Annotated in this window: 8 protein-coding genes; all 8 read right to left on the bottom strand. The window is 65.7% G+C overall.

Annotation, left to right across the window (positions count from 1 at the left end):
• Positions 1-61: 61 nt before the first annotated feature.
• On the bottom strand, positions 62-4,012 hold the full coding sequence (locus ACY3GB_RS22960; RefSeq protein WP_463090780.1) for a non-ribosomal peptide synthetase: 3,951 nt from the start codon (positions 4,010-4,012) through the stop codon (positions 62-64).
• Positions 4,009-7,284, bottom strand: a complete 3,276-nt coding sequence (locus tag ACY3GB_RS22955) for a non-ribosomal peptide synthetase (protein WP_463090779.1) — start codon at positions 7,282-7,284, stop codon at positions 4,009-4,011. Before ACY3GB_RS22955 ends, ACY3GB_RS22960 begins: the two co-directional genes overlap by 4 nt.
• Positions 7,285-7,356: 72 nt before the next feature.
• The gene (gene sbnB, locus ACY3GB_RS22950) at positions 7,357-8,391 is read right to left on the bottom strand and encodes a 2,3-diaminopropionate biosynthesis protein SbnB (RefSeq protein WP_463090778.1); all 1,035 of its coding nucleotides are present in this window, start codon (positions 8,389-8,391) and stop codon (positions 7,357-7,359) included.
• 27 nt (positions 8,392-8,418) lie between these two features.
• Entirely contained in the window at positions 8,419-9,411 is a 993-nt protein-coding gene (sbnA, locus tag ACY3GB_RS22945) for a 2,3-diaminopropionate biosynthesis protein SbnA (protein WP_463090777.1), read from the bottom strand.
• A gap of 64 nt (positions 9,412-9,475) precedes the next feature.
• A complete protein-coding gene (locus tag ACY3GB_RS22940) occupies positions 9,476-11,971 on the bottom strand; it encodes a type I polyketide synthase (protein ID WP_463090976.1) in 2,496 nt (831 codons plus the stop codon).
• A gap of 35 nt (positions 11,972-12,006) precedes the next feature.
• Positions 12,007-21,522, bottom strand: coding sequence for a non-ribosomal peptide synthetase (locus ACY3GB_RS22935; protein WP_463090776.1), 9,516 nt, complete (start codon positions 21,520-21,522; stop codon positions 12,007-12,009).
• Positions 21,515-23,044: a cytochrome P450 gene (locus ACY3GB_RS22930; RefSeq protein ID WP_463090775.1), complete on the bottom strand. Its 1,530-nt coding sequence runs from the start codon at positions 23,042-23,044 to the stop codon at positions 21,515-21,517. Before ACY3GB_RS22930 ends, ACY3GB_RS22935 begins: the two co-directional genes overlap by 8 nt.
• A complete protein-coding gene (locus ACY3GB_RS22925) occupies positions 22,968-24,371 on the bottom strand; it encodes an amidase (RefSeq protein WP_463090774.1) in 1,404 nt (467 codons plus the stop codon). The genes ACY3GB_RS22930 and ACY3GB_RS22925 overlap by 77 nt, the downstream gene beginning before the upstream one ends.
• Between the last annotated feature and the right edge of the window lie 73 nt (positions 24,372-24,444).

Here is a 24,444-nt window from a genome sequence, read left to right as displayed (position 1 = left end):
AACGGTATCCGGCCTGGCGGATCTTGCTATGAACAAAGGCAAACATCGGGTTCCTCCGCCTTCAGCTTGCTGTCGCCAGCGTGGCCAGATGCCGGATGGTCGGCTGCCGGTAAAATGCCTGCAGCCGCACCTTGCGCCCGAAGGCCTGCTCCACCTTCGCCAGCATCTGGATCACCTGCAGCGACTGGCCGCCCAGCTGGAAAAAGTCGTGCTCGATCCCGACCCCCGTCTGCTTCAGCGTCTCCTGCCAGATATCGACCAGGCGCGCCTGCACCGGATTGGCGGGCGACACCGGCGGCCCCGCTTGCTCGGCTTCTTCACCGGCCAGTCGTCGCATGTCGATCTTGCCGTTTTCGTTCAGTGCGATCGTCGGCACGATGTGCAGCGTATCCGGCAACATATAGGCTGGCAGGCTCTGGCTCAGGAACTCGCGCAGCTCCGCTCGACCGACATGCCGCTCAACGCCGTGGGCGCGTTGCAAATCGTGGTGGGCGGCCCAGATCGACGGGTCGTAGTAGCAGGCCCGGCCCGCTTTCAGGTCGACGTCCACCGGCTGCAGCAATTCCGGCAGGATGCAGGGGCCGTCCGTATCGAAGGTCGCCCCCGTCCACGCCTGCCACTCCGCCAGCGTCCCTTCCACCCGTTGCGATTTCGCCGCCACGCCCAGGTTTTTGGCACCGAGTCGTTCATGCACCCGTAGCCAGAAATCCAGCGGCTCGCCATTGGCGTCACGGGACTGCGCCCAGGCGTGCACGTCGGTATCGCCGCGCGCCAGCATGCCGACCGGCCGGACAGGGCCAAGGAAGTGATCGAGCCCGTGCATTTTGGCCAGACTGCGGAACCCCTCCACGATCTTGTTGCTGAGCCCCAAACCCTGGCAGTGACTGGCGACGATGCCGGCCATCCCGAGGATGGCATTGGGCGCGACGCCCTCGTCATGCTGCCGGAACGCCAGCTCCACCCCCTGGTCCCAGCCCTCGGGCGCGGTCTCGTCGCGGCCGTCCCAGTACAGCGGCACGCCGTTCGCGACGCAGGCCACTTTGTCGTCTTCGTCCAGCAGGCAAAACTGGTAGGACGGGAACGCTGCGTACAGGCTCTCCCAATAGCGCGCCAGCACGGGACTGCCGGCGAAATAGCGCGGCCAGGTGTCGTGGTGGATCAAGTTCATGTGCTGCCGCATGCTGGGACGCTGGGCGCAGGTGAACTGCCGGTAGCGCCGACCTTTGGCCTGGAAGACGTTCAGCGCGCTGTCGCGCAGCTCGACGAAGGCCTTGAGGCTGCCGCCGCCCTGTTCTTGCCAGACCACCGCGGCTTTGGCGACGGCAGGGTGGCGCGCCAGCGCGCTCTCGATGTCGCCCAGCTCAACGCGGTTGCCGCGCACTTTGACCTGATTGTCGATCCGGCCGATGTAATGCAGCCGGCCCTGATGATCCAGCCGGCCCAGATCGCCCGTGCGGTACAACCGCAGCGCGGGCCCGCCCGATGGCGGCGTCCACTCGAAAAAGGCCGCAGCGGTCAGCTCGGGGGCCTTCCAGTAACCCGGACTGAGACCGGGCGACGCAATGCAGATCTGCCCCACTGCGCCAGCCGGCAACGGCTGGTCGAACCGGTCCAGAACGAATGCTTTGACATTGGGCAGCGGGCGGCCGATCGGCGTCATGACGCCCTCTACGGCCTCATCGCAATCGAAGCACAGCGCATCCACCGTTGTCTCAGTCGGACCGTAATGGTTGGCCAACCGGCAGGCGAAGGCGGCACGCGCCCGCTCCCTGACCTCGCGGCTCATGGCCGCTGCGCCGCAGATGATCAAACGCAGCGCGCTGGCCGACGCCGGCTGCGCCTCGCGCGCCTCGCTCAACGCATCCAGCATCAAGGGGACCGTCTGCACCACACTGATGCGCTGGGCGTCCATCCATTCCAGCGCCTGCTGCGGCGCCTTGGCCTGGCCCTGCGGCCAGACCACGATGCATGCCCCGCAGGCCAATGGCCACAGGATGTCCAGCATCGCAGCGTCGAAAGTCGGCGACGTCCAGTACAGCATCCGGTCGCCGGCGGCCAGCGTATAGCGTTCCTGTGTCGAAACGATCAGATTGTGCAGCCCACGATGCTGAATGGGAATGCCCTTGGGCCGCCCGGTGGTGCCGGAGGTAAACAGGATGTAGGCCAGGTCGTCGGGCGCTGCGCCGCCGGACATCGGCGGCAGCGGCTCGCCGCCGATGTCCTCTACCACCAGCGTCGCCACGCCCAATGCCGCCGCTCTCTCCCGCAACGCGCTGGAGACCACCATCAGCCGGCATTCGACTTGCTCGGCCACATCGGCCAGCCGGTTGGTCGGCCATTCTTCGTTCAGCGGCACATACACCGCACCCAGCGACATCAGCGCCAGCATCGCAGCAACCTGCTCACGGCCAGCCGCCATCAACACCGCCACGCGATCGCCGTGACCGACGCCTGCCTGTCGCAACGCCCGCGCGACCTGCCCGACTCTGGCCGCCAGCTCGTCATAGCGCCAAACCACGCCGTCCTCTTCCACCGCCGGAGCGTCCGGCTGGCTGCGCGCTTGCTGCAGGAATCTATCACACACCGTCAGGGCGTCCTCGCGCGGCGCGTCCGTGCGATTGAAATCTTCCAGCACGCGCCTGGCGGCCTCCGGCGCCATCAGCGCATAACGCTCCAGCGGCTGACCCGCATCGGCGATCACCTGACCAAACAACGCCTCCAGGTCGCCAAGCATGCTGTCGATGCTCGCCTGATCGTACAAATCTGTGTTGTAAGTGCAGAAGAATTTGACGTCGCTACCCACCGGATCCAGTCCGATCGCCAAGTCGAACCGCGCACCGTGGTTCTCGGCGGCGAACACTTCCTTGGCGTATAGATTGCCGCTGCCGAGGGGAATGCTGACGAACTCGGACTTGTTGTTCTGCACCCCGGCCATGACAGAGAACAGCTTGGGACGCGACAGGTCTTTCTGGTGGCTGAGCTGCTCGATCATAGAAACGCAGGGATAGCGATAATGCTCGAATGCGCCCAGCACAGTCGTCGACACCTGGCGCAGCAATGCATCGAAAGACATGCCCGGCTCGATGCGGCAACGAATCGGCATCGGCACGGCAAAGCAGCCCAGCAACGGCTTGTCCTGGCTGTCCCGCCCCGCGATCGGGCAGCCCAGCACGAAGTCGGACTGGCCGCTGACGCGGTAGAAATACAGATCGAGCACTGCCAGCAGCAGCATGAACAAGGTGGTATTGCCGCGCGCGCAGAAGGCGCTCAACTCGCGAGCCAGCTGCCGCGGCAGCCAGTTGTTCACCGTATTGCCGTTGTAGGTCTGAATCGCCGGCCGCGCGCGGTCGGTGGGCAGCTCCAGCGGCGAGGGAACCTCGCTGAACTGTGTCAGCCAATATTGGCGGTGGCGCTCCAGCCTGCCCGCAGCCAAATCGCCATTGATCCGGTCGGCATAGTCCAGGAAGCCGACGGACAGCGGCGGAAGCGCCAGCTTGTGCCCCTCGCACTCGGCGCTGTACAGCGCGGCGAACTCTCTGATCAGGTTGAGCGTGCTGGTCTCGTCCCAGATGATGTGATGCACGGTGAAGATCAGCTGGCATTCGTCGCCGGGGTAGATCACCAGATGCAGCCGGAACAGGTTCTCGCGTTCGAAGTCGAAAGGCGCCAGCGCAAAGGCGCGCGCCAGCTGCTCCTGCTCGCCGGCCACCGCTTCCGGCGCCAGACCGCTGCGGTCGATGAACAGCGTATCGGCATCCAACTGGATCGCCGCGCCGAGATACTGCTTGGGACGCCCGTCAGCGTACGCCATGCGGATGCGGAAAACGTCATGGCGCTCCACCAGCGCCTGCCAGGCGCGCAGGAACGCACCCCGGTCCACCTTGTTCAGGAAAAAGTGGTTGAAGCTGATGTTATAGACCGCGCTGTCCGGATTGAACTGGTAGGCGTACCACTCCGGAATCTGGCTTGGGGCCAGGTCGTGCAGCGGCATATCGGATGCATGGTGGTTCATACAGACTCCTCGACGCGGACCGCTTCGGCCAGCGCCCTGATGGTGGGATGTTCGAACAACTGGGTCAGCGACAACTGTTCGCCCAGCACGTCGCGGCACTGGTTGACCACTTCCACGGCCAGCAGCGAATGCCCTCCCAGCTGGAAAAAGTTGTCGTCGATGCCGACCCGGTTGACGCCCAGCGCCGCCGCCCACCGCGCGCAGAGCGCCTCCTCCTGCGCGTTGCGCGGTGCGGCGTAGGATTGCGCGGAGCCGATTTCGAACGACGACAGCGGCGGCAGCTGCGCGCGGTCGATCTTGCCGTTGGCTAGCAGCGGCAGTTCGTCGAGCAGACAAATGCCGCTCGGCGTCATGAAGTCCGGCAAGCGCTCGGCGCAGAACTGGCGCAGCGCGCCAGCGCTGGGCGCGGGACGCTGCCGCGACACCACATAGGCGGCCAGCCGCATCTCGCCAGTCCAGTCCGGGCTGCCCATCACCAGACAGTGCTCGACAGCCGGATGCTGGCGCAGCGCCGCTTCCACCTCGCCCGCTTCGATGCGGCATCCGCGGATCTTGAGCTGGAAGTCGACCCGGCCCAACAGCTCCAGCGAGCCGTCGGTGCGATACCGCCCCAGGTCGCCGCTCTTGTACAGCCGGGCGTGAGGCGCATCGGAAAAGGGGTCGGGCACGAAGGCGGCGCGCGTGCGCGCCTCATCCCGGAAATAGCCAGGCCCGACGCACAGTCCGCCAATGTGGATCTCTCCGACCACGCCGATCGGCGACTGCCGCATTTGAGCGTCCAGCACGTGCAGCTCGGCATTGGCGATGGGCCGTCCGATGGGCAGGTAGGGATAATCCCAGCCCGGCTTGCCATCCAGACACAGGTGAGTCACGTCGTCCGAGCATTCGGTCGGTCCATAAGCGTTCATCAGCCGCGTTCCAGGAAAGACGTCGAACCAGCGCTCAGCCAGCGCCCGCGCCAGCGGTTCGCCGTTACTGATCATCCAGCGCAGCCCGGACAGCGGCTGCCCCGCCGGACGCCGCTGCGCTTCGTCCAGCAGAATTTCCAGATGCGAAGGCACGGTCTCCACAATCGAGACGTCGCGCGCATACAGCTGCCCGAGCAGCGGCGCCGGATCCCAGGCGTCGGTCCCGGTCAGCACCTCGGTTCGTCCCCCGACCAGCAACGCCGCCAGGAACTGCCACACCGAAACGTCAAAGGTCTGCACGGCGATCTGGGCGACCACATCGTCTTGACGCAGCCCCAGGTCGTCCACCTTGGCCAGCAGATGATTGATCATGCCCAGATGTGTCACCATCGCCGCCTTGGGTTCACCGGTGGAACCGGAAGTGAACAACAGGTAGGCGACCGCCTCGCCGTCGAATGGCGCGTCCTCGCACCAGCGCGACGGCAGGGACGCCAGCCCTTCGCGTTGCAGCGTCAGCACCGGCGCGCCATCCGCAATCGCGGCCGCGCCTGCCGCACTCCCCGCATCAGCCAGCACCAGAGCGGGCTGCGCCCGGGACAGCATTCGGGCGTTGCGGCTGGCGCTCTGCTCCGGATTAAAGGGAACGAAGGCCGCGCCCAGTTTGAACGCCGCCAGCATCGCGGCCAGATAGTCGACACCCCGCGCCATGTACAGTGCGACGCGATCGCCACGACGCACGCCCGCATTCGACATCGCATGCGCCAGCCGGCACGCGCGCTGCTCCAGCTCCAGATAGGTCAGCTGTTCATCACGGTGCTGTACCGCCACGGCATGAGGCCGGTCCGCTACCCAGGCGGACAAAGCGTCCAGCACACCGCAGATCACCGGCCGGGCGCGCCCCTGCCGGGACCAGCCGAGCAAGCGCGCCGACTCGTCCTGCGGCAGCATGCGCAAGCTGCTGATCGGTTGCGCCGGGTCGGCCAGGATATCGTCGAGCAGCGTGGTCAGATGGCCGGTCATCCGCCGGGCGAAATCCGCGGAAAACAGGTGGCGGTTGTACTCGATCAGTCCCGGCATCTCAGCCGCGCCATCCTCCAGCGACAGGGTGAGATCAAACTTGGTGTAACTGCTCTCGCCCGCCATCGCCTCGGCGTTCAGCTCGCCCAGCCGGAAACGCCGCCGCAGCGGCTGCTGCAACACGAATTCCACCTGGAACAACGGACTGTGGCTCGGGCTGCGCTCAGGCCTCAGACGCTCCACCACCAGGTCGAAGGGCACGTCCTGATTGGCGTAGGCGGCCAGCGCCGTCCGCTTCACTTGCTGCAGAAAGTCGGCGAAACGCATCGCCGGCGCAGGCCGACTGCGCATGGCCAGGGTGTTCACGAAGAATCCCATCAGCGGCTCGGTCTCGCGCGGGTGTCGGTTGGCGACCGGCGAACCGACGACGATATCCTCGACGCCGCAGTAGCGGGACAACAGCACATTGAACGCCGCCAGCAACAGCATGTAGGGCGTTGCGCCGTGCTGGCGGGCCAGGGCGCGCAGCCGTCCGGCCTGCCCGCTCGCCAGCATGAAGCGATGCACGCCGCCCTCATAACGCTGACGCGGCGGACGCGGCCGTTCCAGCGGCAACGGCAGCAGCGCCGGGGCGTCGCGCAGTTGCGCTTCCCAAAAATCGAGCTGCTGGCTGACCCGGCCATCGCTCAGCCACTGCTGCTGCCATGCACTGTAATCGGCGTACTGGATCGGCAAGGCCGCCAGCTGCGGCTCATGCCCGCAGCAGTAGGCCTCATAGGCCGCCGACACTTCCGTCGTCAAGACACCCAGCGACCAGCCGTCCGACACGATGTGATGCATGGTCAAAAGCAGGATATGGTCATCCTCGCCCAGTTGCAGCAGACGGCTGCGCAGCAACGGCGCCTGCGCCAGATCGAAGGGATGGTCGGCCTCTTCCCGCATCAGCGGCTCCACCTCATCCTGGTTCGCGACCTGCGTCACTGGCAGCGCGACCTCGCCCACCGGCTGTTGCTCCATGACCGGCTTGCCGTCGCGCTCTACCACACGGCTGCGCAACACTGTATGGCGCTCAAGCAGCAGGCCGATGGCGCGGCGCAGCGCCTCCACATCCAGCCGCCCCAGCAGGCGCAGCGCGCACGGCATGTTGTACACCCCGCCGGCGTCCTCCATCGTCTCGTGCAGCCACAGCCGGCGCTGGGCCAGCGACAGCGCCGCCACGGCCCCTGCCGCCGCGCGGGGGGCGATGGCGGGCCGTTGGGCGGACGCCTTTTTGGCCATCAGGACCTGCTCCAGCCGCCGCCTCTTCTCTTCCGGGCTCATTGCCTCGAAGGTTTCAACCATCTCCATTGATCTTCTTTCTTTTTGACGCCAGGCATCCTGAACCGCCTGTTAATTGCGCATGAGTGATCACCGCCGCCGTCAAACCGGCGCGCCGGTCTCCGCCTGATAGGGAGACGGGAAAAAATCGTCAACGGCCAGTGCATCGCCGGGACCTGCAGTGCGCAGGATTTCGCGCGCCACCGCCAGATCCAGCACCCCCATGCCGAATGGTGAATAAATACGCGGACGGCCAACGTCGGGCACGATGCGGCCCTCGATGGCGTCTGCGATGCCGCCCGCGATGAAATCGTGGCAGCCGGCCTGCCGGGCGGCTACGTCGAGCGATGTATTGGCCTTCAAGCAATGGGATACGTCGTCCGCCACGTTCTGCCCCCCCATCACGATTTCTGGGGACAGATCGCGCAGGGACAGGTGCAGCACCGTCGGCGCATGCGCAAACCATGCCGGCGCGTAGGGGCCGGGAGTGACGGCGGAGGTCGCGAACAGGATCATGTCGCTGCCCGGCAAGGCCGAAGCGGCATCGACCGCCGCGCCGGTCAGGCCCAGCGCGCCGCACTTGGCCAGGAACAGCGCCGCGCGTTCTTCGGACAGATCGCACAAGGCCAGCTCGCCGATGCGCCAGCCCAGTCCAATCAGCATACGGATGGTGCGGTAGGCGATCAGTCCGCACCCCACCACACCCAGGCGCTCGATGTAACCGGGCGTCGGATGCAGGCGGCAGGCGCCGACCGCCGCCGAGGCTGCTGTGCGCGCCGCACTGATGGCGCTGCCCTCCAGGCAGGCCAGCGGGTAGCCGGTCCGCCTATCGTTGAGCACCAGCATCGCCGAAGCGCGATCGCGGCCGCAGGTGACGTTGTCCGGGAAGCTGGAAATCCACTTGATGCCCGCGATCGGCTGATCGTCCTCCAGTACTGCCGGCAGCGCGATGATGCGGTTGCGGTCACTGTCGGCAAAGCGCAGGAAATAGCTGTCCGGATTGAAAGCCCGACCACGAGCATGGTCTAGATAGGCTTGTTCCACCAATTGACATACCTGCTGGGAATTCGCATCCAGCCAGCGTTCGATGGGCTTCGCCCCAATGATTTTCAGTGTGGGAAGGGAGGGGGATTGCAAGATGTTCTCCTGTCGAATGAAAAGCGTTCAGGCGGGCGCGCCGACCTTGTGGACGCTGGGCTTCGCCATGTGGTTTTCGTCCAGACGCGGATAACGGCTGGCCACCCAGTCTGGGTTGTAAACGGTATCGACATAGCGATCGCCCAGATCGGGTGAGATCGCTACGACGCAAGCGCCAGGCCCGATGTGCTCGGCATACTGTTGAACGCCACGCAGCACCGTGCCGGACGAGCCGCCGAGCAACAGCCCGGTGCGCGCCAGTTGATGGCAAGCCGACAGCGCGTCCTCCTCCCGCACCATCACCAGATCATCGAAACGGGCATGGCGGCGGATTTCGGGCGGCGTACTGGTGCCTAGGCCGGGAATGTGCCGTGGACCGGCCGGCGGGCCGAAGGTGACTGAACCGACGCTGTCGACGGCGATCACCTTGGCCGTCGGGGCATACCGCCGCAAATAGCGCGACACACCGCCCAGGGTGCCGGTGGTGCCGGCGCCGACGAACACATAATCCGGCGTAGGGAATTGCCGCAGGATGGCGGGGCCGGTCGTCAGGGCATGGGCCTCGATGTTGTCGAGATTACAATACTGGTTGAGCCAAACCAGCTTGCTGTCGCTATCCAGCATGCGCTCGATCAAGGCGATGCGGCTGCCCAGGAAGCCGCCGTTGCCGTCACGCTGGTTCACCACAATCAACGTGCCGCCATAGGCCTCGATCAGCCGGGCGGTCTGCGGCGCAATATTGGGATCGCTGACGCAAGTGAAGGGATAGCCCTTCATGGCGCAGACGACGCTGAGCGCCAGCCCCAGATTGCCGGACGAACTCTCGATCACCGCGCAGCCCGGCTGCAGACGGCCGGCGCGCTCCAGGCCTTCAATCATGCGCATGGCGGCCTTGATCTTGATCGAGCCGCTGATCGAGAAGCCCTCCAGTTTGACGTGCACCGCCGTTTGCGGCAGCCAGTCGCGCAATTGCAAAAATAAGTCGTCGAACACGAGGTCGAGGGGGGACGTGATTACCATCGTTGCTCTCTTTGATTTTCAGTGGATTGACTTGGCGGCCGCCTGGCCGGCGGCCTCCATCGCCTCAAACAAGGCTGGCGCTGCGTTCCATTTCCTCCAGCTGCCGCTGCAACAGCAACTCGGCGGTTCCAGCCACCGTCGGGCTGTCGAACACATCCTCCAGATCCAGCTGAATGCCGAAGGTCTCGTGGAGGCGCGTATTGAGCTGCGTCGCCAGCAGCGAGTGGCCGCCCAGATCGAAGAAGTCATCGGCGGCGCCGATGTCGGCGATGCCCAGCAGCGCCGACCAGATGGCGGCGACTTCGCACTCCAGCTCGCCGCTCGGTTCTTGATAGGGCGTATTCAGCGCAGGACGGGGCTGAAGCGTCGGCCCGGATGCCGGCTGCACACGCGCGGACTGCAACGCCGGTTCGTCCAACCAGTGTCGGACCGGTTCGAACGGATATGCAGGCGCCGCTACCCGCTGCCAGCCCTCACCGTAAAATCGCCGCCAATCCAGCGGAACGCCGCCCTGCCACAACGCTGCCGCTGCGGCGGCCAATTGCGGCAGACAGACGTCCGCCTTAACCTCACCGAAACAGCGCGCCTGAGCCGACGCCGGCAGCAGCGTCCGCCACTGGCTGTCCGCCATGCCCAGCAACGCCCAGTCTCCGGTAGCGACGGTCTCGCGCAATGCGGCGGCGAAAGCCTCTGCCCCGCCACTGCCCGCCCCTGGGCGGCGCGTGCGGATCTGCTGCACCGCCTCCGCGAAGCTCAACGTTCCATTCAGACACGCAGCGACGCATGCGCCGATTTCATCGCAGACGATCGTCGCCGGCAGAATGCCCCAGTGACGCCACAACGCGGCCAGTCCATGCAGCGCCGCAAAGGCGGCGACCTGCGGCTCGCACCCGGGTGCGCTCGGGTCCAGCAGCGCCACAGGGTCGATACCCAACGGCTGCAGCCCGGACAACAGCGTCTGTTGGAAAAAAGCCTGCTTGTCATACAGCACGCGCGCTGCGTCCAGCAACGTCGCTCCGCTGTCATTCAATACGAAGGCCACGCCGCGCCATGACGGCGCGGCCGTCTCGCCGCCGCGCAATTGCGCGATCGCCGCCTGACGGTTCGTCGCCACCATCGCAAAACGGCAGGCGTAGCGACTACGACCGATGCTGGCGGTGTAGCAGGCGTCGACCAGGCTCGCCTCCGGCGCAGCGGCAAGGAAGTCTGCCCATTCGCGCCGCATCCGCGCCAGCGCCTGCGGCGTCTTCGCCGACAGCGCCAAGGTCAGCGGCATGTCAGGGATCGGAGCGCGCGGCGCCGGCGCATGGGACTCCAGCACCACGTGGGCGTTGGTGCCGCCGATACCGAAGGAACTGACTGCGGCGCGCGCGGGCTGGTCGACTGCCGGCCAGTCACGCAAACAGTCGTTGACCGCCAGCCGGCCTCCATCCAGCTTGACCTTGGGCGTCAAACTGGAAAAGTTCAGCGAAGCTGGAATCTGGCGCTGGCGCAGCGTCAGCGTCGCCTTGATCAAGCCCGCCACGCCGGCGGCCGAGTTCAGATGGCCCAGGTTGGTTTTCAGCGAGCCCAGATAGCATGGCGCATCGTCCGGGCGGCCGCCGTACACCTCGGACAGCGCGGTCAGCTCGATCGGGTCGCCCAACGCCGTTCCGGTGCCATGGCACTCGACGTAGCCGATCTGCTCCGGACGCAGCTCCGCCGCCGCCAGCGCGCGGCGCAACACGGCGACTTGGCCATCTACGCTCGGCGCGGTGTAACCCACCTTGTTGGAGCCGTCGTTGTTGATCGCGCTGCCGCGAATCAACGCATAGATCGTGTCGCCATCCTGCAGCGCGTCCTCATAGCGCTTGAGCAGCACTAAAGCCACGCCCTGCCCGGCCACAACGCCAGAGGCCGCTGCGTCGAATGCGCGGCAATGGCCGTCCGGCGACAGAATGCTGTCCGGCCGATACGGATAGCCCTGCGGCTCCGCCGCCTGAACCGAGGCCCCGCCAGCCAGCGCCATGTCGCACTCGTACAGCAGCAGGCTGCGGCACGCCAGATGCACCGCCACCAGCGAGGTGGAGCACGCCGTATTCACATCCAGCGCCGGCCCTTTCAGATTAAGGCGGTAGGCGATCTGCGTGGCCATTGACGAGTTAGCGTACAACAACTGCACCTGATCGCCGGACGCCATCACCTCTGCGTTCGGCAGAATGTTGCGCATAAAGTAGCTGCTGACGTCCGCACCGACGAACACGCCGGTCTCCGCCTCCAGTTGATCCGGCGCATAGCCGCCATGCGCCAACGCGCAGTAGGCGCCTTCCAGCAGCAACCGCTGCTGGGGATCCATCAGGCTGGCCTCCCGTGGGGAAATACCGAAAAACCGGGCATCGAACAGCTGGCGTCCCGGCAGGCGGACGCCAGCCTTGACGTAATGCGGATCGGCCAGTTTCTCCTCCGGCACGCCTTGGGCGCGCAAGGCGTCATCACTGAAAAACTCGACGGCCTCGACGCCGTCGGCCAGAGCTTGCCAAAACTGCTCGGGGGTATCGCCGACCGGCAGCTTGCAAGACATGCCGACGATGGCGATTGCGTTTTCAAGCGGAGTACTCATTTGAACTGCTCCTTGCTGGTATGGCGTTTCAGCCGCGCCCGCTGGGCCGCCAACCCTGCCGCCCGGCGCGCGTGGTCATCGGCTTGAGCCGTCGCGGCGGCCGGCGGCGAGTCCAGACGGCCCGCCATGGCCTCGATAGTCGGATAACGGAAGACATCGACAATCGGCAGCGTGATATGGAAGGTCTGGCTGATGCGGTGCTGCAGCTGCATCGCCAGCAGCGAATCGCCGCCGCATTCGAAAAAGTTGTCGTCGGGACCGATCCGGCCCGAACCAAGCAGGCTGCGCCAGATGTCCAGCAACTGTCGGCGAACCGGATCGGTTGGCCGGTAGTCATCGCCGGCGTCACTGACTGACACCGCCGGCAGACGGGCAGCGTCGATCTTGCCGTTCCGGTTCAGCTCGAACGCCTGTACCGGTGCGAAATGGGCGGGCAGCATGAAGGACGGCACGCGTTCGCGCAGCTGCGCGCGCAGTTCATCGACGCCAAGGCCGCCGGTGAAATACAGCGCCACTTGCCGCCTCTCGCTCGATAGCACGACGGCGACGCACTGTTCCACGCCAGGGCAGCTGCGGGCGGCCGCTTCCAACTCGCCCAAATCGACGCGGAAACCATTCAGTTTGACGGTGCGGTCCAGCCGGCCAAGCAGGTCAAGCTCGCCGCTGGGCAGCCAGCGGGCAGCGTCGCCAGTGCGATACAGCCGGCGCAGTCGGGGCGTTGCATCGGCGGCGTCAGGCAACGCCAGCTCGATGAAGGCCGCGGCCACGCGCGCATCTGCGTCAAGATAGCCGCGCGCCAACCCCGTACCGGCGATATACAGCTCGCCGGTCACGCCGATGGGCGCTTGCCGCAGAGCCTCGTCCAGCACATAGAGCTGGGTATGGTCGATGGGCTTGCCGATCGGCACTCGCCCCCCGGCCAGACTGGCTTCGCTAATGACATGCATCGTGGTGAAGGTCGTGTTCTCGGTCGGGCCATACACATTGCTCAGATGTTGCGGCCGTCCCTGCGGGCAGCGCCATACGGCGGCCACCGTGGCAGGATCCATCGCTTCCCCGCCGATCATCAGATAGCGCAGCCGGTGGAACATCGAAGCGTGACCGGTCGCGACATAGCGGTCGAACAACCGGGTGGTCAGGAACAGCGTGTCCACCTGCTCATCCAGCAGGAAACGTTCGAACCGCCCGCTATCGAGCACGGTGTCCGCCGGCGCCAGCGTCACCGTCGCCCCGTTGAGCAGCGCGCCCCACACTTCCAGCGTAGCGGCGTCGAAACTCAGGCTGGCCGCCTGGGCCACGACATCGCCGGGCCGGAACGCGATGTAAGCGGTATCGACTACCAGGCGGATAATGCCGGCCTGCTCGATCATCACGCCCTTCGACTGGCCGGTCGATCCCGAGGTGTACATGATGTAGGCCAGATGGTCGGCCGAGGGCGTCGGCTGTGGCGCGACCGCTTCGCCCCCTTGCGGCCATGCAGGCAGCGTCAGCACGGCGGGGAGACCTGGCGTCGCCTGCAGCCACGGCTGCCGGGCCAGCGCGTCGGCGCTGCCGACCACCAGAGCCGGCGAGGCATCCGCCAGCAGACGCGTCAGATGGGCCTGCGGATAGCTGGGATCCAGCGGCACGTACGCCGCACCCAGCTTGACGATGGCCAGCATCGCCGCAATGGTGGCCGGCTCGCGGCTGGCCAGCAGGCCGATCCGGCCGCCGGCGAGCGCATCGCCATGCCGGTTCCGCATCGCTGCCGCCAGGCTATCGGCCCACTGATCCAATTCGCGATAGCGCAGTTGACGACCATCCGCCCGTAGCGCGGCATGGTCGGGATAGCGCCTGGCGACCGCCGCCGCCCGCGCCGCCAACCCGTCCGTCCCCAATGCCGCACCGCCGCCGTCCAGCCAGGCGCGCGGCGGGAAGCAGGCTTCCAGCGCCTCGGCTTCCGCAGCGGAAGCCTCGATCCCGCAGAGCCAGCGCAACGCATCCAGGAACAGCAGACCGAAACACTCGGCCTGCGCCCGCGCCAGCCGGTCGGTTCGGTGCACCAGCTCCACTTGCAGCGCGCCGGTTTCCGGATCGACGCCCGCTTGGTTGACCAGCGTGAAATTGGTCTCCTCGTAGCAATACCCCTGCGAGACCGACAACCGCTCCAGATCGCGCAGCTGGCCGAACACATGAAAATTGACGAAGTTGAACAAGGTGTCGAATAGCGGGCCCCGGCGAAGCTGGCGCTGTAGCTCACTCAACGGGAAATGGCCATAGGGCTGAACCGCAGCCTTGTACTCCACCAGCTGCCGCAACACGGCGTCAGGCGCGTCCTCCACCGCCAGCGACAGGCTGCAGGCCGCGGTATTCAGGAACAAGCCCAGCATGCCGTGATCGGCATCCTCGGCCAGCCGGCCGTGACTGGGCATGCCGGTCGTCACACGCTGCTGTCCGGTACTGCGGCTGAGCGCCAGCAGATGTGCGGCCAGCAAGACGACATCCAGCGACACGGCATGCGCCCGCGCCGTCTCGACGACCGCCTGCTGCATCGCGGTGTGAAGGGGCACGCGATGCCGGTTCAGCGCGCCGCCGCCCGTTTCGGGCACGTCTCCCGCCAGCAGCGTCGGTTCGCGTTCTTGCCAGTGCGCCAGCCAAAAATCCAGCGCGGCGCGGTCCTGCCGCAGACGGCTCGCCTCCGCCACATAGTCGCGGAACGCCCATTCCGGGCGGGCGCGCAGCGGCAACGGCCCCGCCAGCGCGGCATCATAGTCACGCAGCAGCGCGGTCAACAACGTCGCCACGCTCCAGCCGTCCAGAATGGCGTGATGGCAGATCAGCGTCAGATGGAAGCCGCCGTCGAAGGCATGAATAGCGATCCGCCACAGCGGCGCGGCATCCAGATCGAAAGGCTGTTGCAGCGCCTCCCGGAAGAAAGCCGTCAGTTCGGCGTCTATTGTTTCCGGCTCGGCGTCCGCGATGCGGAACAACCGCAACGGCAGCGGCACACCCGTCTTGACCTTCTGCCAAGCGCCAGCGGCGTTGCGCAAAAATCGTGTCCGCAGCACCGGCTGGACATCCATCAACCGCTGCAAGGCCTCCACGAACGGCGTCTCCTGAAACGGCCCCTGCACCCGGCACGACATCACATCGAGGTAGGCAGCCCCCTCTGCTTCCAGCTGCGAGTGGAACACCATGCCTTCCTGCAGCGCGGTCAGCGGATAGATATCCTCGTCGTCAGACTCGCGCCAGGCCGCCGCCTGCTCCGGCGTCAACAGCGAGAACGGGGCGGTCCGCTGACGCGGCGCATCCTGCTCCACAGGCCGCAGCACACTGGCCAGTTGGGCGATGGTCGGATGACGGAACAGATCGCGCGGGCTGAAGGTATATCCCGCCTCGCGCACCAGCCGGACCACATCCAGCACCCGCAGCGAATCGCCGCCCGAAACGAAGAAATCGGCCTGCGCGCCCAGTGCCGGCTGGTTCAACACCCGTTGCCAGATCTCCGCCAGCAGCCGCTCCTTGTCGCCGGACGGCGCGATGTAAGCCTGCGCGTCGGCGGGCGACGATGCCGCTTCCTGCCGCTGCAACGCCGCCAGATCGATCTTGCCGTTGCCGGTCAACGGCAGACGCTTCACGTGCGCCAAGCGCTGCGGCAACATGAAGTCCGGCAAGGTCTCGCGCAGCCGCGCATACGCCAGGCCGGTGTCCAGCGCCTCAGCCGCCGCGTAGTAGAGCACGATGCCGTCCCGCTCCCGGTCATGCACCGCCAGTGCGTTGACGACTTGCGGCAAACGCATCAGCGCAGCCTGCACTTCGCCCAGTTCGATGCGAAATCCGCGGATTTTGACTTGATGGTCGTTGCGGCCCAGGTATTCAAGATGGCCGTTCTCCAGCCAGCGCGCCAGATCGCCGGTCTTGTACAGCCGCGCGCCGCCCAGCAAAGCCGGGTCGCGCAAGAAGGCGCGCGCCGTCAGCTCCGGCTGGTTCAAATAGCCGCGCGCCAGACCCGGACCCGCGATATACAGCTCGCCGGCGACGCCGACCGGGCACAGCCGGCGGCGCTCGTCCAGCACCAGCGCGGTCAGATCCGGCAGTGGGCGGCCGATGTCGTTGCAGCCAGGGCGGGTCAGGCTGTCGGGCAAGACTGGCTGGAAGCTGACATGCACGGTGGTTTCCGTGATGCCGTACATATTGATCAACCGGGTCGCCGTCCCGTACTTCGCGAACCAGGGCGCCAGCGTCGCTGTCTGTAGCGCTTCGCCGCCAAAAATGACGTAGCGCAGCGCCAGGCGGTCGGCATGCCGACCCTCCTCCTCGATCAGCCGGACAAAGGCGCTCGGCGTCTGATTGAGCACGCTGACCCCATGCGTGCGCAGCAGGCCGCGGAACTGCTCCGGGTCGCGACTGGCTTCCCGGGACACAATCAGCAGGCGGCCGCCGTGGCGCAGCGCCCCCCAGATCTCCCAGACAGAGAAGTCGAATGCATAGGAGTGGAACAGGCACCAGCAATCCCGTTCCGAGAAATCGAACAGCGGCGCACTGGTCTGGAACAGACGGACGACGTTGCGGTGGCTGAGCAAGGCCCCCTTGGGCTGGCCGGTAGAACCCGAGGTGTAGATCACATAGGCCAGCTGATCGGGATCGATCGGCGGCAACGTCTCCGCCGTTTCACCGGTATACGGTTCGTCCAGCAGCACGCAGCGCGCCAGCGTCACGTGTCCGCCCAAACCGCTTTGCTGCAGATCCGCCTGCGTCGTAACCAGCAAGCCGATCCCGCTATCCTGCGCCATGTACTGCAAACGCGCAGCAGGATAGGCCGGATCGAGCGGCACGTACGCGCCGCCGGCCTTCAGAATGGACAGCATCGCCACCACCACCGACGGCCCGCGCGCCAGGCACAGGCCGACCAGCGTATCCGCAGGCATCTCCACGCCGTGCGCCAGGCGATAGTGGCTGCGCAAGCGCTTAGCCAACACATCGGTCTCATGATCGAGCGCCGCATAGCTCAGCTGCGTCTGTCCATCGTCCAGCGCGATGGCGTTCGGGAACGCCGCCGCCGAACGGGCGAAGCTGGCGATCAGATGGTCGCACCCGGTGTCCACCATCGCCTCGGCCGGCGCCAGTTGCACAGCCTCGGCCGGCGTTACGATCTGATAGTCCCCCACTGGCATGTCGCCGCTCGAGGCCGCCTGTCGGGCCAGTTGAACAAAGTGCCCCCCCATCCGCTCGATGCGTTGTCGAGTAAAGCGCGCCTCAGGGTATTCGATGCTGCCAAGCAGCTTGCCGTCCTCTTCGCGCAGGCTCAGGAACAGATCGTAGCGCGCGACGCCGCTCTCCACCTCCACGAAGGCGCTCTCTACGCCGTCCAGTTCCAGCGCATAGCGCTCGTTCGCGTTCTGCAGGGCAAACACCGCCTGCAGCAAGGCGTGCGATGGGCCGTTGCGGCCATCCTGCCCGGCGCGCAGCGCTTCGAGCGGCACGCCCTGATGGGCGAGCGCAGTCTGACTGAAACGGCTGAAGGCCTGCGCCTGCTCGGCGAAAGACTGCGCGTCATCGATCTCGATCCGCAGCGGCAGCATGCTGGTGAACAGCCCCACCACATTCTCGTTACCCGGACGGCGGTTGGCCGCCGGCACGCTGACCACCAGATCGGTCTGCCCGCAGTAGCGCCGCAACTGCAGGGCGAATACGGTGTACAGACAGTTGAACAACGAGACGCCCAGTCGCGCCGCCAGCGCCTTCAATTGCTCCGTCAGGCCGGCATCCAGCGCGAACCCGACGTGCGCGCCGCGGAAGTCCCGCTCGCGCGCCGCCGGAAAATCGGCGGGCAGGTCGAGGCCGCCATAACCGTCCAGACTTTGCCACCAAAACGCCAGCGAGGCCTGGTACGCCGGAGAGGCGAACCATTGCGCCTGTTGTTCCACCGCGTGGCTGTAGTGCTGGTCAGGTTCAGACAACGCCGCTGGCGCACCCGCGCACTCAGCGCGATACAGCGCAGTCAACTCCCGACTCAGCAGGTCCAGCGACCAACCATCGGCGACGATGTGCGGCAGCGCCAGCACCAGCCAGTAGACGTGCGGCTCGGACTGCAGCAGCTCGACCCGATACAACGGCGCGCGCGCCAGATCGAAAGGCGCCGAGATCGTCTGGCGCAGCACGGCGTCCAGCGCCGCCCGCTCAACCGCCCTCGGTCGCAGCATCGGCAACGGCCGGGGCGCGAGGCGCTGCACCGTCTGGCCATCCTTCTCTATAAAGCGCACGTTCAACATGTCATGCCGCAGCAGCAATGTCCGCAACGCGCGTGACAAGGCGTCGACATTCAGTCCTCGTCCCAGACGCTGCACCACGCTGAGGTTGAAGCTGTGACCCGCGCCCTCTTCATAACGGTCGATGAAATACAAGTGCCGCTGCTCAAGCGACAGCGGGAAGCATTCGGCGCGTTGCTGCGGCGCGCGCTCGGCAAGCGGACGCTCGCCGGCAATATGCGCCGCCAGCTCGCGCACGGTGGGGAAACGCAGCAGATGACTGAAGGACAGCGCGACGGAAAACGCCTGACTGGCCGCAATCAGCATCTGCGCCGCCAGCAGCGAGTGCCCGCCAACCGCCATGAACGGATCGGTAACGCCAATCTCCTCCTGGCGCAGCACCCGCTGCCAGATCGCCAGCAAGCGACGCTCCCAAGCGTTCTGCGGCGGAACAGCGTCGCCTCGCTGCGGCGTGACCGGATCGGGCAGCGCCTTGCGGTCCACTTTGCCGTTCATGGTCTGCGGCAACGCATCCAGCACCTGGAACGTGCGCGGGATCATATAGGCCGGCAAACGCTGACGCAGCGCCGGCAACCAGGCCGCCTCGCCCGCCTCCGCGCCCGGCTCCAACACCAGATAGGCGGCCAGCTCAACTGGCTGGCCGCACGCGCGCACCACAGCCTGCTTCACGCCGGCCAGCTGGTTCAGGCAATGCTCGATTTCACCCAGTTCCACGCGATGACCGCGCACCTTGACCTGAAAGTCCAGCCGGCCCAGATAAACCAACTCACCGCGCTCGTTCCAACAGACGCGATCGCCGGTGCGATAGAGAACCTCGCGCGCCCCGCCGCAGGGCGCCAGCTCAACAAAGCGCTCCGCGCTCAGATCGTCTCGCTGGTGATAGCCGCTGCTGACCCCTGCGCCGCCAATATACAGCTCGCCGCACGCTCCCCATGGCAGCAAGGTTTTGGCGTCGTCCAACACATAGCAGCGAGTCTCGCCGATGGGACGGCCGATCACCGCGTATTCCCGCTCATCGCGCAGCAGCTGGCGGCTGGACCAGATCGTGGTTTCTGTCGGGCCGTAAACCTGATAGACCCGGCCAGCCGCGCCCAGCAAATAACCGGCCAGCGTCTGCGACAGCGCCTCGCCGCCACACAATGCCGTCAACGGTTCCGGATAGGCTGGACGCCAGTCCGCCATCGCCAGCAGCGACCAAAATGAAGGCGTGCCCTGCAGTAAAGAGGGACGATAGCCATCCAGCGCCCTGCACAGTTCAGCAGCATCGGCGACCTCGCGGTCCAGCAACAGCAGGCTGGCCCCCGCGCCCAGTGCGGCATACAGCTCCAGGCCGAAAATGTCGAAACCGATCGCCGTCGCGCCGACCACCCGGTCCTCGCAGCCGATGCCGAGCGCATCGATAAAATCACCGATCGCATTGCCCAGTTTGCCGTGCTCGATCCGCACGCCCTTGGGCTTGCCGGTGGAGCCGGATGTGTAGATCACATAGGCCAGCGCCGCGGCCGGCGGCAAGCTCAGACCGCGCGGCGCATCCCCGTCCTCTGCCAGCAGCGCGTCGTCGATCGGCACGATGACCGGACCGTCCAGCCCATCCGGCGTCGCCATATCGGTCAACAGCGCCTGCATTCCGCTCTCGGCGCACACCTCGCGCAACCGTTCTTCTGGCATTTTGGGATCGATCGGCACATAGGCGAAGCCCGCGCCCAGCACGCCCAGCATGCACAACGCCGCTAGCGCCTTGCCCTCAAAGCGCACACCGACTAGCGCCGGCGCGCCTACCCCGTCGCGCAGGCCCAATTGCGCCAGCCGCCCAGCGACTCGGGCCGCCGCGCGCAGCGTCTCCCGATAACTCAGCGTGCGTTCCCGATACCGCAGCGCAGGCCGATCCGGATAGCGGTCGGCGGCTCGGCAGAACATCGCCACCACGCCCTCCTGCCCCACCGCCGCCGCAGGCGCGCCCTGCGCCATCGCCAGCAGACTGTCGCGCATACCGGCGTCCAGTACCGTATCGGCGTCGATGCCGCGCTCCGGCTGCGCCAGCAACCTGTCCATGGCCGCACGCAAGCTGTCCGCCAGCCGGGCAATAAAGCCCGACGCGAAAGCATCCAGCCGGTAATCGATACGGAAACGGATACGGTCCTCGCCAAGCTGATAAGCGAACGTCAGATCGCCTACCACCTGTCGTTGCGCCAGCTGCAGCGGACGCAGCGCGCCCGCGCCCAACGGTAACGGCGCTTCGTCGAAATAAGCCTCGATCACGCTGACGTTGAACAGGTTTTCTTCCGACAACCCCTGCTGACGCAACTGTTGCACCACTTCGGTCAGGGAAAATTCAGTATGCCGGCGCGCCGCCTTGCGCAAGCCGCGGATCGCCTCCACCAAGTCCAGCAACGAGCGGCCAGGCGTCACATCCAGCGGCAGCGGATAATTGTTGACGAAGCACCCCATCGCGTCGCGGGTGCCGGCCGGCCGGGAATCCACCGGATAATTCAGCACCAGTTCGTGCTTGCCGGCATACCGCCCCAACACAACGCCGCAGGCGGCGGCGATCGCCATGAACGACGTGCAGGCGTTGGCCTTGCAAAACTGGCGCAGCCTTCCCGTCAGATCGGCGTCCAACTCGAAAAGGAAGGACGCCCCGTCCGCGCCGGAAGACGCTGCTTGTACTTGCCGCGGCAATTCGACATGCAGATTGCGCCCCTGCAGCAAGGCGCACCAATACGCCACATCCTCCTGAGTTCTGCCGGGGTCAGTCACTTCAACTTGCGGCAACGCAGGCGGCGACGGCAACAGTTTCCCTGAGGAGAAGTGCAGATAGGCCCCGCGCAACAGCTCGACAAAACCCACGGCCGACGCCGCATCCGAAATGATGTGATGGAAATTCAGCGCCAGCGCCGTACGTCCCTCCGCCCGCAACAGCGCAAACCGGAACAGCGGCCCCCGCTCCAGATCGAAACCCTGCGCCAGCTCCCGCTCCAGCAGTGACGCCAGCGTCTCGTCGAACGCACCGTCGATCCGCCGTAACGCGACCTCCACATGGTCGGCTGTCATCTGAAAGATGTCCCCATCCCGCTCCGCAAAGCGGCTCCGGCATCCTGGATGGCAGTGATTGACGAAATAATCCAGCGCCGCCGACAGCGCCGTCTCATCCAGCGCCCCCTCGATCTCATACACCAGTGGCGTGTTGTACATACGGCCGCCCCGGTCCAGCGCCCACTCAAGGTAGAAGCGCTTCTGGTAGCGATTGGCGCGCAATTCAGTCATGACGGCGCTCCTCGGTCCGGATCACCACCGGCTGACTCATGGCGAGCGCGAAATGGAATTCATGCTGGAACGCGCCGTTGCTGACCTGCCAGCCGCACGCCGCGACCAGCTCGGCCAGCAGCACTTTCAGCGACAGCCGGGAAAACATCTGGCCGGTGCAGTTATTGGGACCGCTGGAGTACACCAGGAAAGGATGGCGGTAACGTTCTGGTTGTTCCTGGAAACGCTCGGGGCGAAAATGCTCGCTGTCCGCCCCCCACAGCTCCGGCAGCCGCAGCGCGTGGTACACGTCGGCCACCAGCGCCGACCCCTTGGCGACGAACTGACCGCCGACCATCGCATCGCGGGTGGCGGCGCGGAACAGGAAAGGCTGCGCCGGATGCAGTCTCAATACCTCGTGCACGCAGGCATGCAGCAACGTGTCATCGCACCGGATGTAGTCGGCATATTGCCCCTGATAGCCAGCTGCCTCACGTCGCAACGCCGCCTGGTAAGCAGGATGCCGCCCCAGCTCGTACACCAGCGCGACAAAAGAGGGAAACGGCGCGACATATCCCGCCAGCACCGCACCATTCAGACCGGTGGCGAAGGCCTCGTCCTGAATCGACTTGTAGTGCTGGTCGATATAGGTATTCAGTCGATCCGTATACTCAGTGGTGGTCAACAAGCCGGGATCGTTGCCGACCTTCTCCACCAGAATCTGTTTCAGTTGTTGAAAGCGGGCATGGAAATCGGCTGGCTGGCGATAGACCAGCGCCTCGCCCAGCATGGACACCTGTTCTTCCAGAATGTCGGCCACCCCGCCCAGATCGCCCTGGAAGCGCATCACTGCACGCAAATACACCTCGACGGTATAAGCGCTGAGTGGGCGATTGACGATGATGGCTTCGCGGCTGCCGCTCCACGACGCCGCCAGACGGCTACTCAGTTCGCGCATGACCTGGATATGGCGCTCCGGATGGCTGACCAGATGCGCAATGATGTTGCGCTTCTGCTTGGCGTCCTGACGCTCCTTGCTGATCCGGAAACGTCCCAGCGCATCCGCGATCACATGCAACTGCCGGCCTTCGCCGATCAGCTCGCCTTGCCCCATGCGTGGATGCTGCATCAGCTCTCGGATTTCATCGGCCCCCAGCAGGAAGCAGTAGTCCCCGGCGACAGTCGGCAGCCTCAGCACGCGGCGCAGGCTGCCGCCGCGTTGCCGGGCCTGAGCCGCCACATAGTCATACACGCCGGTGCGCTGACGCAGCGCCCGCGAATGACGGGATTTGTCCATCCAGCGGCCGGGCGCGCCGAACCAGCGCAGCAAACGGTGCATCCTGCTTTGCAAGACGGTGGCCGGCAGAATCGTCTGAGTCACGCCGCGCGCCCCTTCCTGATGTTGTTTATTGATCGCTTCCATGCTTGGTTTTCCGAATGGGAGAAATAGGCTTGATGTTTCAGCGCTACGCCATGCCGGCGAGCTCGGGGGGACGGTAGCCGCCCAGCTGCCGTTCGAGCTGCCGGGCCACGGCCAGCGCAATGTCTTCGCGCCAGGGTTTGGCTACAACCTGAATGCCGATCGGCAAACCCTCGGGAGATTGCCCAACACGGACCACCACCGAAGGCCAATTGACTAGGCTGTAACACATCGAATAACTGAAATCGCGGACTTCTGGATAGGAGCGGCCATGCGGCTTGGCCACGGTGGCGGCGACCGGGCACAACACCACGTCGTAGTCTTCCATGAAGCGCAACATGGCTCGCCGGCACTGGTCGAAGCGCACCCAGCTCCAGCGCAGCTCGGTGATCGACAGCCGGCAGCGCTTGGCCAGCTCATAGAATTCCAGCAACAGCGGCGACGGCTGTTTCAGGTCGAGCTTGCGGATGATGTCGACCAGCCACTCCCCTTCGTCGCCGCCCAGCAAAATGCTGTTGGAGAGCAGCTGGTCCATCTCGGGCAGCACATCCGGCCGACGCTCGGTCAGCGAAGCGATGTCGGGCCGCAACGCCTGCGCCGCGTTCTTCACCGCGGACACGACATCGTCCGTCGCCGTGGAAATGCCGTCATCGGTGTAGTACGCCGCGCGGATGCCGCGCAGATCGACCCGATCCGGCTCCTGCCACGGCACGGGCGGCGCATGCGGGTCCCAGCCATCCGGCCCCGCCAGCAGCGGGGCCACATGCACCAGATCGTCGACGTATCGCGCCATTGGGCCAAAGGAGATGAATTCGCTGAACAGCCCCATGCAGTCGAGCGGAACATGGCCGGTCAGCGGCACGCGCCCCTGCGTCATTTTCAAGGTGGCGATGCCTGTGTTGTGGGCAGGCACACGTAAACTGCCGCTGGCGTCGGAGCCGATGCCCAATGGTGAACCGCCCGCCGCGATGATGGCCGACTCGCCTCCGCTGCTGCCGCCCGGCGAGCGATCCAGATCAAAGGGGTTCCGGGTCCGGCCGTACAACACATTGTCGGTTTCATAGCCAATACTAAGCTCCGGCGTATTGGTCAGCCCCAGCACCAGCGCACCTTCCGAGCGCAAGCGGGCCACCACCGTGGCGTCCGCCTCACTGGCCTTGCCCGCCAGACCGGGACATCCCTTGTCAGGCTGATAGCCGCGCACCGCACACGTGTTCTTGACCGTAAACGGCACGCCAAGCAAGGCCTTGTGCTGCAGCCGGACGAGGTTGGCGTCGATCTGCTCCGCCTCCTGATAGGCCAGCGCCCGATTACTCTGCACCACAGCGTTCAACATCGGATTGACCCGATCGATCTGGGCGAAATAGGCATCGAGCACCTCCACCGCCCGCAACGCACGGGACTTGACTGCGCAAGCGATCGCCGATGTGCCGCAACTTAGAATGTCCATGCGCCATCCACTCCAATACAGGCAAAACCATAGAGAGATTCAGAAGTATCCACACAGGATATGCATTAAGCAT

The organism is Chromobacterium sp. Ag138 (assembly GCF_055181315.1).
Note: the sequence above shows the minus strand (reverse complement) of the source record. Positions and strands in the feature narration are given on the sequence as shown.